The sequence below is a fragment of the Nocardia sp. NPDC051981 genome (genome assembly GCF_040680715.1).
GTDB lineage: Bacteria > Actinomycetota > Actinomycetes > Mycobacteriales > Mycobacteriaceae > Nocardia.
Genome location: NZ_JBFAXK010000032.1, coordinates 11,979 through 29,474, shown reverse-complemented (window position 1 = coordinate 29,474; position 17,496 = coordinate 11,979). Strand labels below are relative to the sequence as shown.

Annotated in this window: 6 protein-coding genes; 5 read left to right on the top strand and 1 reads right to left on the bottom strand. The window is 70.7% G+C overall.

The features are described 5' to 3' along the window. Positions 1-132 precede the first annotated feature (132 nt). A complete protein-coding gene (locus AB0L60_RS36455; protein WP_040859778.1) occupies positions 133-492 on the bottom strand; it encodes a DUF4254 domain-containing protein in 360 nt (119 codons plus the stop codon). A 262-nt stretch (positions 493-754) separates the two neighbouring features. Between AB0L60_RS36455 and AB0L60_RS36450 the strand changes: the two genes are divergently transcribed. The 5 genes from AB0L60_RS36450 to AB0L60_RS36430 all read left to right on the top strand — a co-directional run bounded on the left by AB0L60_RS36450 (position 755) and on the right by AB0L60_RS36430 (position 17,496). Beyond that, positions 755-1,618, top strand: coding sequence for a helix-turn-helix transcriptional regulator (locus AB0L60_RS36450; protein WP_364623926.1), 864 nt, complete (start codon positions 755-757; stop codon positions 1,616-1,618). A gap of 147 nt (positions 1,619-1,765) precedes the next feature. Beyond that, positions 1,766-2,173 (top strand): AMP-binding protein, encoded by a 408-nt coding sequence (locus AB0L60_RS36445; RefSeq protein WP_364623924.1) that lies wholly within the window; start codon positions 1,766-1,768, stop codon positions 2,171-2,173. A gap of 37 nt (positions 2,174-2,210) precedes the next feature. After that, positions 2,211-15,560, top strand: a complete 13,350-nt coding sequence (locus AB0L60_RS36440) for an amino acid adenylation domain-containing protein (RefSeq protein WP_364623922.1) — start codon at positions 2,211-2,213, stop codon at positions 15,558-15,560. A gap of 65 nt (positions 15,561-15,625) precedes the next feature. Then, entirely contained in the window at positions 15,626-16,666 is a 1,041-nt protein-coding gene (locus AB0L60_RS36435; RefSeq protein WP_364624028.1) for an ATP-binding cassette domain-containing protein, read from the top strand. Further along, positions 16,663-17,496 (top strand): antibiotic transporter, encoded by an 834-nt coding sequence (locus tag AB0L60_RS36430; RefSeq protein ID WP_364623920.1) that lies wholly within the window; start codon positions 16,663-16,665, stop codon positions 17,494-17,496. Before AB0L60_RS36435 ends, AB0L60_RS36430 begins: the two co-directional genes overlap by 4 nt.

Here is a 17,496-nt window from a genome sequence, read left to right as displayed (position 1 = left end):
GCCCGCCGTCTCGGGCGGGCGACGTCCTACGGTTCGAGCGACCTATTGGTCCGATAACACGACTCGGCTGACGTCACCGCTGACGATCAACGATTCGGTGGCAATACATCAATTGTGTCAATGCATTTGGAATCATTGTTCTGGTAAACGGCGGCGGCCACCGGCCACGTCGATTACGAGATCAGTGTAGCCGTCCACCAGTTCGGCCAGGTGGTACCAGTGTTTATGGGTGTTGTCACTGGCCGCGCCCTCGTGATCGATCACCTGGTTGGCCTCCACCCAGCTCCGGGCCATGCGGTCGACGACCGCGCCCAGGCTCTCGGTGTGCAGCGTGGCGCCGTTGCGGTGTTGCGGCAGTTCCTGTTCCACCCAATCATTGATATCGTCAACGAGTTCACTGCGGCGACAATCGATCTCGCTGACCATCATGGGATCCCGTACCTGGCCGCGACGTTCGTGCAGTTCGGCGAGAGCGTGCGCCGACCGTAGCAACACTCGATCTTGAAATCGCCTCCCCTGGAAGGCACAGAGCAATTGCGGAGCGGTCGGCAGGACGCCGGCTATCGACATGGTCATCGAGACTCCCTATACGCACCCGACAGCATCACTAATCGCACCAACATGATTGGTCTCCGGATTCAGCTATACCGGTCATCGGATCGGTTGTTCACGAATAGGCTAGCTGGATCATGCTCTTACAAATGCAAGAACGCAATACTGCGTTCTAGCAAGTGCGACAAGGGAAAGGGCTGTCATGGCAGGCAAGCGCACCGTGCTCACCGTCCGTTTGCGGCGGCTCGCCGCGATGCTGCACGAGATGCGCGAGAACGCGCAGCTCAGCAAAGAAGTGGTCAGCGCCAAGACCGGCATCAACGTGACCACCCTCTACCGCATCGAAACCGCTCAGGCCAGGCCCCAGCGCCGCACCCTGACGGCCATGCTGGACCTCTACGGCATCGGCGAGCCGCAACGTTCAGATGCCTTGCAGTTGCTGGTGGATGCGCTCCGCCCAGGCATGGCACGGTCTTTCGAGGATGCGGTGTCGGAGGTCTACGGCGCCTACATCAACTTCGAAGCCGAGGCGCTCTCGGCTCGGTTCTTCCAGTCCACCTATATCCCCGGCCTGCTACAGACCGAGGCGTACGCGAACGCGGTCTACCAGACCACCATGCCCAAGATCTCGGATCAGGTTATCGAGCAACGGATCCGGGCGCGCCAGGAGCGGGCCAAGGTGCTCACCAAGGACGATCCGCTGGAGCTGTGGGTGGTGCTGGACGAGGCCGTCATCCGCCGGCTGGTGGGCGGCCCGGAGGTGATGTTCCAGCAGTTCACCCTGCTGCTGGAGCACACCGAGAAGCGCAATGTGATCCTGCAGATCCTGCCCTTCGACGCCGGCGCGCACCCGGGCATGCTGGGCTCCTTCACGCTGCTGGACTTCCCGGACCCCGCGGACCCGGAGCTGGTCTATGTGGAGGGCATCGCCAGCGACGAGCTCATCGAGGGCCATCCGGAGGTGCGCCGCTACGGCGTGATGTTCGACCAGCTCCGGGCCATGGCGCTGAGCCCGCGCGACTCCATCACCATGATCTCCCAGACCATGGAGGGTCTGGGCGGCTGATCTTCCACCCACCCCAGGGTGGGTTCACCCGCACCCTCGGAGCGGGTTTCGGCAGCACTGTGGTCGCTATCGGCCACGGCACGCGGCGGCGACAGTAGATACATACCGAACGCCACCGCAAGCGCCCCTCCGAGAGGATGATGTTCGATGTGCAAGCCGGTCGAATCGCCCGCCGCCATCGCGATGACCGCCGCCGACTGCGAACTGAGCTACGCCGAACTGGATCGCTGGAGCAACCGCCTCGCGCGCATGCTGCTGCGGCTCGGAGCCCACCCGGGGGCCCGCATCGCGATCGCGGAGACCCCGCAGCTGGAGGCCGCGGTGTCCCGTCTGGCCATCACCAAGATCGGCGCGATTCCGGTGCCGCTCACCACCGAAACCACGGTGGCTCGTGCCGATTTCGGCGTCACCACCAAGGACGGCCGGGAGCGGATCACCGATCCGAGCCGCTGGCTGGTGCTCGACGAACGCTCGACGCTGGTGCAGTACCTCACCGGTTCGGATGCCCCGCTCACCGCGGCGGAACTGCCGCCGGCACGGGAGGCCGCAGCCTGACCGTACCGAATCATTGTCGCCCGCAGGATGTTTCAGAATGGTTTTCAGCACCCTGTCCACATCCACCCCTGATTCGTCCGCGGCCTTCGCTCTCTCGGCGGCCCAGCGCGGCATCTGGTTCGCCCAGCAGCTGGCGGGTGACACGCCCGTCTCGATCGCCCAGTACGTGGAACTCACCGGCCCCGTCGACGTGCAATTGCTCGCCGACGCGACCCGCCGCGCCGGGCGCGAGTTCGGCACCGGATACCTGCGCCTGACAGAAATCGACGAGCTGCCCTGGCAGCTCGTGGACACCACGCTCGACGACACGATCGACACCGTCGACCTGAGCGGCGCGCCCGATCCGGTGGCCGCCGCGCGGGCGTGGATGCATGCCGAATACACCGCGCCCCTGGACCTGACCCGCGACCGGCTGTGCCTGATCGCCATGCTGCGCCTGGGCCCGGACCACTGGTACTGGTACTCGCGGTTCCACCACATCCTGATCGACGGCGTCGGCGCGCTCACCATGCTGCAGCGCACCTCCGAGATCTACAACGAGGCCGCCGTCGGGCACGAGATTCCGCCCGGCCGGGCCGAACCGTTGCAGCGCATCGTGGAAGCCGATGCGGCATACCGGGATTCGGACAAGCTCCAGGCCGACCGGGAGTACTGGCGCGCGCATCTGGCGGGCCTGCCCGAACCGGCGCAGCTGGGCAAGCGCACCGGCGCGGTCGACGCCCACCCCCGCCTGCTCAGCGGCACGCTGCCGGAATCCACGGCGGCCCTGCTGGATTCGCTCACCACCGCCCTGTCCACCAGTCCGGCGCCGGTCGTGGTGGCCGCCTTCGCCGCCTATGTCGGCGCCATGACCGGGGCGGGCGAGATCGTGCTGAGCCTGCCGGTGTCCGGCCGCACCACCGCCGTGCTGCGCCGCTCCGGCGGCATGGTCGCCAATGTGGTGCCGCTGCGGCTGCGTCCCTCCCCCACCGCCACGGTCGGCGATCTCGTCCGCGCCACCCAGGGTGAGCTCACCGCCGCGCTGCGCCGCCAGCGGTACCGGCAGGAGGACATCATCCGCGACCTCGGCTGGGCCATGGACGAGGTGGCGGGCTTCGGCCCGACGGTCAATCTCATGCTCGCCGACACCCGGATCCGCCTGGGCGGGGTCACCGGGCAGCTGCACGTGCTGACCTCGGGCCTCATCGACGACCTGTTCGTGAACGTCTATCCGGGCGGCGGCGCGGAACGCACGCACATCGACTTCCAGGCCAATCCGAACCGCTACGACGAGCCCGAACTCGCGGTGCTGCACGCGCGCTTCCTGGAGTTCCTGCACCGCTTCCTGGCCGGTGGCGCCGAACAACCGCTGGCGGCGGTGACCACGCTCTCCGACACCGAACGCGCCGAACTGGTCCCCGCACAGGGCCGCGACGGCACCGGTCCGCGCACGCTGCCCGAGATCCTCGCGGCGGGGGCGGGCCGGGACCCGTCGGCCATCGCCCTGCGGGTGGACGGGACCGCGCTCACCTACCGTGAACTCACCGAGTACACCGATCGGCTGGCCCGGGTGCTGATCGCGGCGGGGGCCGGACCCGAACGCACGGTGGCGATCTCGATCCCGCGCTCCGCGGAGTCGGTGCTGGCCATGTGCGCGGTCGCCCAGACCGGCGCGGCGTTCGTGCCCGTCGACCCCGGCTATCCGGTCGACCGCATCGAGCACATGCTCACCGACAGCGGCGTGGTCGCGGGCGTGACGGTGGCGGGTTCCCGGGCGGCCCTGCCGGATCGGGTCGAGTGGCTGGTGCTGGACGACCCTGCCACCGAGAAGCTCTTCGCCGCAAGCGATTCCGGTCCGATCACCGACGCCGACCGGCGTGCGCCCCTGCATCTGGACCAGGTCGCCTACCTCATCTACACCTCCGGCTCGACCGGGCTGCCCAAGGGCGTCGCGGTCACCCATCGTGGCCTGACGAATCTGGTCACCGGTTCCGGGTCCGCGTTCGGCGTCGGATCGGATGCCGTGGTGGCGCACGCCGTTTCGCCGAGTTTCGACATCTCCGTGGAGGAGCTGCTGGTCGCTCTCGCGGTCGGCGCGACGGTGGCGGTGGTACCGCCGGCCGCCTACGCGGGCGAAGAGCTGGCGCGGGTGCTGCGGCACCTGGAGGTCACCCACCTGAATGTGACACCGGCCGTGGCGGGTTCGCTGGAACCGGACACGCTGCCGCGGCTGCGCACCGTGGTGGTGGGCGGCGACTCCTGCCCGCCCGAGCTGCCGGTTCGCTGGGCCGGGCGGTGTGTCATCAATGGCTACGGCCCGACCGAGGCCACCGTCACCGCCACCCTGAGCGCCCCGCTCGCCCCCGGCGATCCCATTACGATCGGCGCGCCTTCGCGGGGCATGGGGGCGGTCGTCCTCGATCCGTGGCTGCGTCCGGTGCCGCCGGGCGTGACGGGTGAACTGTATTTGTGCGGGCCGGGTCTGGCCCGCGGCTACCACCAGCGCATCGGCCTGAGTGCCGAACGTTTCGTGGCCAGCCCGTTCGCCGCGGGCGCGCGCATGTACCGCACCGGCGACCTGGTGCGGTGGCGCCGGCGCGGCGGCCGCTGGGAACTGGAGTACCTGGGCCGCGGCGACACCCAGGTGAAGGTGCGCGGCTTCCGTATCGAACTCGGCGAGGTGGACGCCGCGGTGGCGCGGTATCCGGGGGTCGAGATGGCGGTCACGGTGGGCGCGACCACGCCCGGCGGTGCGACGGCGCTGGTGTCCTACGTGCTGGCGGCCGATTCGGTGGTCGCGCCGGAGGAGGTGAAAGCCACGGTGGCCCAGTCGCTTCCGGCGCACATGGTGCCGTCGGTCGTGATGGTGCTGCACTCGCTGCCGCTCACCCCGGCGGGCAAGGTGGATCGCCGCGCACTGCCCAGACCCGATTTCGGATCCGGCCCCCGCGCCGGTCGCGCACCCGCCACCGAGCGGGAACGTGCGCTCGCGGAGGTCTTCGCCGCGGTGCTCGGGGTGGAATCGGTTGCGGCGGACGACAATTTCTTCGCCCTCGGCGGCGACAGCATCGTGGCCATCCAGCTGGTGGCGCGCGCCAAGGCGGCCGGACTCGGGCTGCGGGCCCGGGATGTGTTCGAGCACAAGACCGTCGCGGCGCTGGCCGTCGTCGCCACCGAGGTGACCGCCCCGGTGGTCCAGGAACTGCCCGGCGGCGCGGTGGGCACGGTGCCGCTCACCCCGATCGTGCACGCCATGCTCGAGCAGGGCGAGACCTGGCCCAGGTTCGCTCAGGCCGTGCTGATTCCACTCCCCCGGGCTGAAGACATTTCCGCCTCCGGCGCTGAAGACAAATTCGCCTCCGGCGCTGAAGGCATTTTCGCCTCCGGCGCTGAAGGCATTTTCGCCTCCGGCGCTGAACACATTTTCGCCTCCGGCGCTGAACACATTTTCGCCTCCGGCGAAGTCGGCCGATCCCGGCTCACGGTCGCGGTGCAGGCCCTGCTCGACCGGCACGACCTGCTGCGCAGCACCCTCACCCACCGGCCCGCGAACGGCAGCGGCCCGTGGGAGTGGCGGGTCGGCGCGCCCGGCACGATCGAGGCCGGGGCCCTCATCGAAACCGTGACCGCCGCACCCGGCACCGACGGCGAGGACGAACTGCAGCGCGCGGCCGACCTGCTGGATCCCGCCGCCGGGATCGTGGCCCGCTTCGTGCTCATCGACCGTGAGGCCGCCCCGCCACTGCTGTGGGTGGTGCTGCACCACCTGGTCACCGACGGCGTGTCCTGGCGCATCCTGCTGCCGGATCTGGCCACCGCCTGGGCGGGCGGACCGCTCGCGCCGGTGGGGACCTCGTTCCGGCGCTGGGCCCACGGGCAGGTCGAGCAGACCGCCGCGCGCGCGGCCGAGATCCCGCAATGGCGGCGGATCCTCACCACACCGGACCCGCGGCTGGGCACCCGGGCCCTGGATCCCGAGCTCGACACCGTGGCCACCATGGGGCAGCTGCGGACCGTCATCGACAGCGATACCGCCACGGCCGCACAGGAACTCATTCCGGCGCGCTTCCACTGCGGACTCGACGACGCCCTGCTCACCGCGCTGGCGCTGGCGGCGAGCCGCTGGCGGCGCACCCGCCGGACGCTGCTCACCGTGGAGGGGCACGGGCGCGAGGAATCGGTGCTGCCGGGTGCGGACATCTCACGCACCATCGGCTGGTTCACCAGCGTGTTCCCGGTGGCGCTCGACCTCGGCGACCTCGACCTCGACGACGCCTTCCGGGGCGGGCCCGCGGCGGGCGCGGCGCTGAAGGCGGTGAAGGAGCAGCTGCGGGCGATTCCCGACAAGGGCGTGGGCTTCGGCATGCTGCGCTACCTCGGTACGGGACCCAACCGACTCGACGATTCGCCCACGCCGCAGATCAGTTTCAACTATCTCGGCCGCACGGGCGCGGGCGTGGAGCATCCGGGCGGCGCGGAAATCCCGTGGGTGCCGGTCAGATTCGCCGCCACCCAGGACGATCGCGCACCGCTGGCGGCGGTCGTCGACATCAATGCCTTCCACACCGCCGCCGGCCTCGAGGTGACCTGGGCCTATGCCTCACGGCTGCTCACGCCCGGGCAGGTGCGGGAGTTCGCGCGGCTGTGGGGGCGGGCGGTCACCGCGCTGGTGACCCATGCCCGGCACGCCGGAGCCGGCGGGCACACGCCCTCGGACTTCCCGCTGGTCACGGTGGATCAGGCGCAGATCGACGCCTGGGAGCGGGAGTACGCGGACCTCACCGCCGTCTGGCCGCTGTCGCCACTGCAGTACGGCCTGCTGTTCCACGCCCGCTACGACACCGACACCGCCGACGGGTACACCGTCCAGACCCGGCTGTCGCTGGCCGGCCGGGTCGATGCCGGGCGGCTGCGCACGGCCGCGGCGGCGCTGACGGCCCGGCACGAGGTGCTGCGGGTGGCCTATGTCGAGACCGCCGACGGCCCCTGTCAGCTGGTGCTAAGCGAGGCCGAGATCCCCTGGCAGGACATCGATCTCACCACCATCGAGGAACCGGCCGAACGGCAGCGGGAACTGGCCCGGCTGATCGCCGTGGACGCGGGCACCCGCTTCGACCTCGCGCGGCCGCCGCTGCTGCGCTTCAGCCTGATACGCACCGAACCCGAGGCGTACACGCTGCTCATGACCAATCACCATCTGGCCCTGGACGGCTGGTCCACGCCGCTGGTGGTGCGCGAGCTGCTGGCCGGATACCTGGCCGCGGTCACCGGGCACGAGATCGCGCAGGCGCCGGCGCACTCGTATCGCGAATTCCTGGCCTGGCTCGATCAGCAGGACGACGCCGCGTCCCTGGCGGCCTGGACCGAGGCGCTGGCCGGGGTCGACGCACCGACGCGCGCGGTGCCCACCCTCGCGGGCATCGCCTCGACCGAATCCGGCATGGTCTCGGCCGAATTCACCGCGGCGCGACTGGAACGGCTCACCGACACCGTGCGCACCGCCGGGGCCACGGTGAACACCGCCGTGCAGGCCGCGTGGGCGCTGCTGCTGACCATGCTCACCGGCCGCACCGACGTGGTGTTCGGCGGCACGGTCTCCGGGCGGCCGCCGCAGCTGGCCGGGGTCGAGGAGATGGTGGGGTTGTTCATCAACACCCTGCCGGTGCGAGTGCGGCTGGATCCCGGTGAGCGCGTGGGCGATCTGCTGGCCCGGGTGCAGGCCGAGCAGGCGCGGCTGCTGGACCACCAGCATGTCGGGCTGGCCGCCATCCACCGGGCGGTCGGGCTGCCCGAGCTGTTCGACACCCTCACCGTCTTCGAATCCTATCCCATCGACCGCGAAACCCTCTCGCGCGCACTGGATATCGCGGGCATGCGGATACTCGACGTGTCCGGCACCGACGCCACCCCCTACCCGCTGAACCTCATGGTGATCCCGCAGCGCGCCGCCGACGGCAGCGAAAGCCTCACCATCACCGTCAAATTCATGGCCGACGAACTGCCCGAGACCGCCGCGCGCCGGCTGCTCGACCGGTTCGTACTGCTGCTCGACCAGATCGCCGACCATCCCGAGCGCCGCACCGCGCAACTGCAGCACTGCGATCCGATCGAACGCACCCGGCTGCTGCCCGTCCGCGGCGGCACGCCCACCCCCCTGCACACCCTGCCCGACATCCTGGCCGCGGGCGCGCGTGTCCATCCGGACGGCATCGCCCTCAGTTCCGGCGCCCTCAGCATGACCTACCGCGACCTCGACGCCTGGTCCAACCGCTTCGCGCGAGTCCTGTTGCGGCGCGGGGTCGGCCGCGAGAGCTTCGTGGTGCTGGCCCTGACCCGGTCGGTGGAATCCGTGGTGGCCGTCTGGGCGCTGGCCAAGACCGGGGCGGCGTTCCTGCCGCTGGACCCCAGCTATCCGGTCGAGCGCATCGAGCACATCCTGAGCGACTCCCGCGCGCCCATCGGGGTGACGGTGTGCGCGGTCGGCGAGACCCTGCCCGGCAGTATCGACTGGCTGCTGCTCGACGACCTCAACACCATCCGCCGGGTCATGACGGTGTCCGACGCGCACATCACCGACGCCGAACGCGGCGGGCCCATCAACCTGGCCCAGACCGCCTACCTCATCTACACCTCCGGCTCGACCGGCAAGCCCAAGGCGGTGCTGCTGAGCCATCGCGGACTCGCCAATCTCGTTGCCTCGCAACAGAGTCTGCTGGACCTCGACGAAACCTCCAGCACCCTGCAGGTGGCCTCGCCCAGCTTCGACGCCTCGGTGCACGAACTGCTCATGGCACACGGCGCGGGCGGGCGGCTGGTCATCTCGCCGCCGGATGTGTACGGCGGCAGCGCACTCGAGGAACTGCTGCGCACCGAAGGCGTGACACACGCGGTCATCACGCCGTCGGTACTGGCCACCATGAATCCGGCGGGACTCGACGAACTCGGCTGCCTCTCGGTGGCCGGTGAGGCGGCCGGACCCGAACTGGTGGCCGCCTGGTCCGCCGGGCGGCGGCTGGTGAACCTGTACGGCCCCACCGAATTCAGCGTGTGGGCCACCGGGCCGGGTGAGCTGCTGGCGGGCGAACCCATCACCATCGGCGCGCCCATTCGCGGCGCGGCCGCCCTGGTGCTCGACGGCTGGCTGCGGCCGGTGCCCGTCGGGGTGACCGGGGAGCTGTATCTGGCCGGTCCCGCGCTGGCCCGCGGCTACTTCAACCGATTCGGGCTCACCGCCGCCCGTTTCGTCGCCAACCCGTATACCGCGCCCGGCGCGCGCATGTACCGCACCGGCGACATGGTGCGCTGGGTGGAGGTCAAGACGCCCGACGGCGCACGGCTGGAGCTGGAGTACCTGGGCCGCAGCGACTTCCAGGTCAAGATCCGCGGCCTGCGCATCGAACTCGGCGAGATCGACGCGGTGCTGGCCGCCGACGAGCAGGTCGACTACGCCGCCACCCTGGGCTGTCCCGGCCCGAGCGGGCAGACGGTGCTGGTCTCCTACGTGGTCGCCGCGGCCGGGCACACCCTCGACACCGAACTGCTGCGCACCCGCGTCGCCGCCGCGCTGCCGGGCTACATGGTGCCGAGCTACCTCATCGCACTCGACGACGTGCCGCTGACACCGGTCGGCAAGCTCGACCGGAATGCGCTGCCCGCACCGGATTTCGCGACCCTCGACCAGCGCTACCTGGCCCCGCGCACCGCCGTCGAAACAGCCGTCGCCCAGGTCTTCGCCGACGTCCTCGACGCCGAGTGCGTCAGCATCGACCGCTCCTTCTTCGACCTCGGCGGCAACTCGCTCACCGCCACCCGCGTGGTGGCCCGCGTGAACGCCGCCCTCGGCGCGACCATCGCCCTGCGCGACCTCTTCGACGCGCCCACCGTCGCGCAACTGTCGTCCCGCATCGTCCCGGGCACCGAGACTCCCGGGCTGCCGGCACTGGCCCCGCGCATCCGCCCGGACCGAATCCCGTTGTCCCCGGCACAACAACGGATGTGGGTCCTCAACCGCCTGGACCCGGGCTCCGCCGCCTACAACATCACCGCGGCCCTGCGCCTGCGCTCCGCCTCCCCGCGCTTCGGCGAGCTGGATACGGCGGCCCTGCGCGCGGCGGTCGCCGACGTGGTCGCCCGGCACGAATCGCTGCGCACCATCTACCCCGCCGACGCCGACGGCCCCCGGCAAGTGGTGCTCAGCGCCGAAGCCGCCGCGCCGCAGATCAGCTTCGCCGAGACGGACGACGGCCCGGAGCTGCGCGCGGCCATTGCCGAAAGCACCGGGGCGGGTTTCGATCTCACCCGCGAAGCCCCGCTGCGGGTCCGGGTGCTCCGGCTGACCGGCCCGGCCGAGGTGCACGTGGTGGTGCTGGTGGTGCACCACATCAGTGCGGACGGGGCCTCCATGGCACCGCTGGCCACCGACCTGGTGACGGCGTATCTCGCGCGCAGTGGCGGCGCGGAGGCCGAGCGGCCGCCGCTGCGGGTTCAGTACGCCGACTATTCGATCTGGCAGCGGGAACTGCTGGGCGACGAGGCCGATCCGGAATCGCGTGCCGCACAGCAGATTCGGTACTGGAAAGAACGGCTGGCGGCGACGCCCGACGTGCTGGAGCTGCCGACCGACCGGCCGCGGCCGGCGGTGCAGAGCCTGCGGAGCACGGATCTGGAGTTCCGGCTCGACGCCGGATTGCACGCTGCGCTCACCGAATTGGCGGCCGCCACCGACACCAGCCTGTTCATGGTGCTGCACGCGACGCTGGCGGTGCTGCTGTCGCGGCTGTCCGGCACGCCCGACATTCTGATCGGGACCGCGGTGGCCGGGCGCGGGGAGGCGGCCCTCGACGACCTGGTCGGCATGTTCGTGAACACGCTCGCCCTGCGCACACCCGTGGATCCCGCCACCGGGTTCCGGGAGTTCCTGGCGCAGGTGCGGGCCACCGATCTGGACGCCTTCGCGCACGCGGAGGTGCCGTTCGAGCGGCTCGTGCAGGTCCTGGACCCGCCGCGGTCGACGGCCCAGCATCCGCTGTTCCAGGTGTCGTTGTCGCTGCAGAACTTCCAGCCGCCGACGGTCGAATTCCCCGGGCTGAAGGTGACGGTCGAGCCCATCGAGCGGGACGCCTCGCAGTTCGACCTGACCTTCGATCTGCGCGCCCCGCTGCCCGGCACCGAGGCAGCCGGACTCGACGGCACGCTCACCTTCGCCACCGACCTGTTCGACGAGGCCACCGCCGCGCGGCTGGTGACCCGGTGGCAGCGGATCCTCACCGCCGTCACCGCCGACCCCGGGGTCCGACTGTCGGATATCGACCTGCTCGACGCCGCCGAACGGACCGCGCTGGTGCCGCTGCGCGGCCCGCGGCGCCAACGGACCACCACGCTCGCCCAGGTTTTCCGGGCCGCCGCCACCGCCCACCGCCTGTGCCCGGCCATCATCGCCGACGGGCGCGCGGTGTCCTATCGCGACCTGGACACCGCCTCCCAGCGGCTGGCCATGCAGCTCTCGGCCGCCGGAGCGGCATCGGAAACGATTGTGGCGCTGGCCCTCTCGCGCGGCGTCGAGCTGATCACCGCGATCTGGGCCTGCGCCAAGGCCGGAGCCGCCTTCCTGCCCATCGACCCGCGTCACCCCCTGGACCGCATCGATCACATGCTGGCCGACTCGCGGGCGGTGCTCGGGCTCACCACCAGCGCGCATCGGCCGCTGCTGCCCGACACCGTCGGCTGGCTGGTACTCGACGATCCCGCCGCGTCCAGCGTGCGGATCGCAGTGGGGCAGAGCCGGATCCGCGCCATGACCACATACCCCGATCAGCCCGCATGGCTCATCTACACCTCCGGGTCCACCGGCACACCCAAGGGCGTCTCCGTCTCGCATCGCGGCATCGCCGACCTCGTGCGGGCTCAGCGGGAACTGCTGGGCCTGGGTGAGCACTGCCGCGTACTCCAGGTCGCCTCACCGAGCTTCGACGCCTCGGCCTTCGAGGCGCTCATGGCCTTCGGGTCCGGCGGCACCGCCGTGGCCGCCCCGCCCGAGCTGTTCGGCGGCGAGGCGCTGTCGGATCTCATTGCGGCGCAGGGTGTCACGCACCTGGTGATCACGCCCTCGGCGCTGGCGACCCTGGACCCGCAGGCGGTGTCCAGCGTGCGGGTGCTGGCCGTGGCGGGCGAGGCCATCGGCCCGGACCTGGTGGCCCGGTGGTCGAGCGGGCGCACGCTGGTCAACCTCTACGGGCCCACCGAATTCACCATCTGGGCAACGGCTTCCGAACCCCTGACCGCCGGACAGCCGGTCACCATCGGCACTCCGATCCGCGGTGCGGGCACCCTCGTTCTCGACGATCGCCTGCGCCCCGTGCCAATGGGTGTTGCCGGGGAGCTGTACCTGGCCGGACCGGCCCTGGCGCGCGGTTATCACGCGCGCCCGGGTCTCACCGCGGCCCGCTTCGTCGCCGACCCGTACGGGCGGCCCGGTGAACGGCTCTACCGCACCGGCGATCTGGTGCGCTGGATCGGCTACCTCGACGAACCGCGCCTGGAATACCTGGGCCGCACCGACTTCCAGGTCAAGGTGCGCGGCCAGCGCATCGAACTCGGCGAGATCGATGCGGCACTGTCCGCCGCCGAGGGCGTCGAATTCGCCGTCACCCTGGGCGTTCCCGGACCCGGCGGCGCCACCGCGCTCGCGGCGTATCTGCTGCCGGAGCCGGGGCGCGAGGTCGACCTGGCCGCCGTGCGCGCCCACGCCGCCGACCGGCTGCCCGGTTATATGGTGCCGACCGCGTTCGTGGTGCTCGACGCCATCCCGCTCAATGCCGTCGGCAAGCTCGACCGCAGGGCGCTGCCGGCGCCGGTATTCGAGGCCGCGACCGAATACCGGGCACCGAGCACCGAGCTGGAAACCGTGCTCGCCGAGCTCGTCGCCGAACTGCTCGGCCGCGACCGGGTCGGCGTGCACGACTCGTTCTTCGCCCTCGGCGGCGACAGCATTCTCGCCATCCAGCTGGTCTCCCGCGCCCGGCTGCGCGGCATCGAACTCACGCCCTTGCAGATCTTCGAGCATCGCACCGTCGCGGCGCTGGCCGCGCTCGCGGCGGCCGCGGGCGAGACCGTCGTCCTCGAAGAGCTGCCCGGCGGCGGAGTCGGCGAGCTGCCGCTCACCCCCATCGTGCGCTGGATGCTCGAACGCGGCGGCGACCACCGCAGATTCGCGCAGACCGCGGTGCTGGAACTGCCGCAGGGCATCGAGCGCGACCAGCTCGTCGCCACCGTCACCGCCGTCGTGGACCACCACGACGCATTGCGCGCCCAGCTCGCCTACGCGGGCGACTGGCGGATGAGCATCCGCGAACCCGGCTCGGTCGATGTCGACGCGCTCCTGCATCGCATCGAATTCGACACCGCAGACGCGGTCGACCTGCGCGAATACGCCGTCACCGAACTGGATTCCGCACTCGGCCGCCTCGACCCGGCCACCGGGACCGTCCTGCAGCTGGTGTGGCTGGACCCGGCTCCGGACAGCCCCGCCGACCGCCGCGGCCGCCTCATCCTGGTGGCCCACCACCTCGTCATCGACGGTGTGTCCTGGCGCATCCTCATTCCGGACCTGATCGCCGCTTGGGCGCAGATCAGCGGCGACACGCCACCGATCCTGCCGGAGACCGGCACCTCCCTGCGCCGCTGGACGCACGCGCTCGAGGAAGCCGCGCAACGCGAAACCCGCACGGCTGAACTGGATTACTGGCGTGAGGTGGCCGCCACCCCCGACCCGCCGATCGGGCCGCGCGCGCTCGATCCCGCCGTCGACCGGGTGCCGGCCGTCCGCACCGTCGAGGTCGAGCTCGACGCGGACGTCACCACCGCCCTGCTCACCGCCCTGCCCGCACTGTTCGACGGCACCGTCGAGGACACCCTGCTGGCCGCGCTCACGCTGGCCGTCATGCGCTGGCGCATGGAACCCGGCGCGGCGGTGCTGATCCGGCTCGAAGGGCACGGGCGACAGCAGGAAGTCGTTCCGGGAGCCGATCTGTCCCGCACCATCGGCTGGTTCACCACCGTGTACCCGGTGCGACTCGACCTGTCCGACATCCCGATTCGCGACGCCTTCGCCGGCGGACCGGCCATGGGCACGGCCATCCGGGCGGTCAAGCACCAGCTGATGTCCGTGCCGGACAAGGGCATCGGCTACGGCATGCTGCGCTACCTCAACCCCGAGACCGCCGCCGAACTACCCGGCCGGGTGCCCGGCCGCATCGGCTTCAACTACCTCGGCCGCTACGCCACCGCCGACATTCCGGCCGGGCTCGAAGATCTCGGCTGGCTGCCCACCGACGAGTTCGGCGACCTGCACGCCACCGAACACGCCGACGTGCCCGTCACCGCCGAGATCGAGATCAATGCCGTCGTGGCCGGGGAACGCCTGCAGGCCGCCTTCACCTTCCCCGAAACCCTGCTGCCCCGCCACGAGATCACCATGCTGGCCCACCTGTGGACCGACGCGCTCGCCGCCGCAGCCTATTTCGGCACCTCACCGGCCGCCGAACTCGCCGCCGAGGCCGAACGCCAGTATCAGCGCGACCAGCAGGCCGCGGCCGAACTCGCTGCCATCCGGGCGGATTCGCCGCCGGGACTCGGCCTGGACGTGGTGCTGCCCATCCGGCCCGGCGGCGACGAGCCCGCCCTGTTCTGCATCCATCCGTCCTCCGGCATCGCCTGGACCTACCTCGGCCTGGCCGACACGTTGAACCCCGGCCGTCCCATCTACGGCCTGCAGGCCCCCGACCTGTCCGGCGAACCGCACGCCCGCAGCATCGCCGACTTCGCCGCGCGCTACGTGGCCGAAATCCGCCGACTGCAACCCCGCGGCCCCTATCATCTGCTCGGATGGTCCTTCGGCGGCCTGATCGCCCACGCAATCGCCGCCCAGCTGGCGGCAACCGGAGACGAGGTCGGCACCCTGGCCCTGCTCGACGCGGACAGCACCGATATCGACGGTGACAGCATCGACAAGCTCACCGCCGGCTCCTTCGTCGCGGCCTTCGGCTCGGTCTTCGGGATCACCGACATCCCCGCCGACACCAGCGCCGAACAGGCCGCGGCCATGATTCGCGACCGCATGGGCGGCGTCAGCCTGGTCGACGCACAGACCCTGGAACGCATGGCCGCCTCCTACAACGCCTCCGCCGCCACCCGTACCGGCTACCAGCGGCCCGTATTCCACGGCGACGCACTGTATTTCAGCGCCACCGTGCACACCTCCGACATCTTCGGACCCGCCGGCTGGCGACCCTGGATCACCGGGACCATCAGCAACCACGACATCGACGTCAGCCACGACGAACTCACCGCACCGCACGCGCTCGCGGCCATCGCACGCATTCTCGACGCACACCTGGGAGGGACGCCGTGAACACCGACAGTGGCAAACCCGATACAACAAACGTGGAAACCAGGACGGTCGCACGCCCGAGCAGCGTGCACACCGGCGTCGACGGCGTGGTCGTCGAAGACGTCGAGAAATCCTTCGGCGCGGTCCGGGCGCTGCGCGGCATCACCTTCAAGGCCGCGCCCGGCGAGGTGCTCGGCATCCTCGGACCCAATGGCGCGGGCAAGACCACCACGGTCAATATCCTGTCCACCCTCATCGCCCCCGACAGCGGGCGCGCCCTGGTCGCCGGGCACGACGTCGTCACCGACGCCGCCGCAGTCCGCCGATCCATCATGCTGACCGGGCAGTTCGCGGCCCTCGACGACGCCCTGTCCGGGTACGAGAACCTCGTCATGTTCGGCCGCCTCATGGGCCTGCGCAAACGCGCCGCCCGCGCCCGCGCCGACGAACTCGTCGAGGAATTCGACCTGGTGCAGGCCGCTGGACGCCGCGTCGGCACCTACTCCGGCGGCATGCGACGGCGCATCGACATCGCCTGCGGACTCGTGGTGCGGCCCGAGGTGGTCTTCCTCGACGAACCCACCACCGGTCTGGATCCGCGCAGCCGGCAGGGCGTCTGGGACCTGGTCGGCGGATTCCGCAAACACGGCATCACCACCCTGCTCACCACGCAGTACCTCGAAGAGGCCGACGCGCTCTGCGACCGCATCATCGTCATCGACCACGGCCTGGTCATCGCCGACGGCACCGCCGACGAGCTCAAGGCCCGCACCGGCGGCAGCTACTGCGAGATCGTGCCGCTGCGCATCGAGGACCTGCCCGCCATCGCCCGCGCGCTCGGCGACCTGCTGCCCGCCGCCAATCGCGAAGCGCTGACCGGGGATTCGGACCGGATCGCCATCCCCGCGCCGGAGGGCGCCAAGACCCTCGCCGAGGCGCTGCGCCGGCTCGACACGGCCGGAATGGAACTCGTCGACATCGCGCTCCGGCGTCCCTCCCTCGACGACGTCTTCCTCCAGATCACCGGGCACATCGCCAAATCCGAAGAGGCCGAAGACGATTCGCCGTCGGTCCGGTTCCGGACGACGGACGGGCGCTTCAGCGCCGAGGATCGGAACCGGGCATGACTGCCGTCGAGGCCGCACCGGCCGGGTGGCTCACCAACGTCCGCGCCACCCCCGCGACCCTCGCCCAGTGGTGGGTGCTCACGGTGCGGCTCATCGTGCCCTCGGTCAAAACCGGCGAAATCATCACCGCCATCCTGGCACCCGTCACCTTCACCGCCAGCTTCTACATCCCGCTCAACCGCGTGATGTCCTTCGCCGGACTGGGATTCAGCAGCTACGCGCAGTTCATGGCGCCGATCGTCATCCTGCAGGCGTGCGCCTTCACCGCGGTCTCCGCCGCCTTCCGCGCCGCCACCGACGCGGTCTCCGGCCTCGACCGGCGCTTCGACGCCATGCCCATGCACCCGCTCGTCCCCGCCGCGGCGCGCATGTCCTCCAATGTGTTCCGGCTGCTCATCGGGCTCGCCTCGGCCGTGGTCAGCACCCACGTCATCGGGTTCCGCTTCGTTGGCGGCACGGTGCACACCCTGGGGTTCCTGGCCCTCGGACTGGCCATCGGCATCGCGTTCTGCCTCGGCGCGGACGCCATCGGCACCGCCACCCGCAGCCCCGAGGCCACCACCCAGGTGCTGGTACTGCCGCCGCTCATCCTCGGCATGCTCTCCACCGGTCTCGCCCCCGCCCACCAATTCCCGCACTGGGTCCAGTTCTTCGTCCGCAACCAGCCGGTCTCCCAATTCGCCGAGGGGCTGCGCGCGTTCGGCGGCGACACCCTCGGCAAGGCCCACCCGGTGACCTGGTCCCTCATGATGCCGCCGCTGCTGTGGCTCGTGGGCAGCACCGCGCTGGCCTGCTACTTCATCGCCCGGCAGAACCTGAAGAGGTCCTGA

What these genes read in the sequence shown, in the direction of transcription:
- AB0L60_RS36440 (WP_364623922.1), top strand. Translation starts at nt 2,211, where the DNA reads ATGGTTTTCAGCACCCTGTCCACATCCACCCCTGATTCGTCCGCGGCC.
- AB0L60_RS36430 (WP_364623920.1), top strand. Translation starts at nt 16,663, where the DNA reads ATGACTGCCGTCGAGGCCGCACCGGCCGGGTGGCTCACCAACGTCCGC.
- AB0L60_RS36450 (WP_364623926.1), top strand. Translation starts at nt 755, where the DNA reads ATGGCAGGCAAGCGCACCGTGCTCACCGTCCGTTTGCGGCGGCTCGCC.
- AB0L60_RS36445 (WP_364623924.1), top strand. Translation starts at nt 1,766, where the DNA reads ATGTGCAAGCCGGTCGAATCGCCCGCCGCCATCGCGATGACCGCCGCC.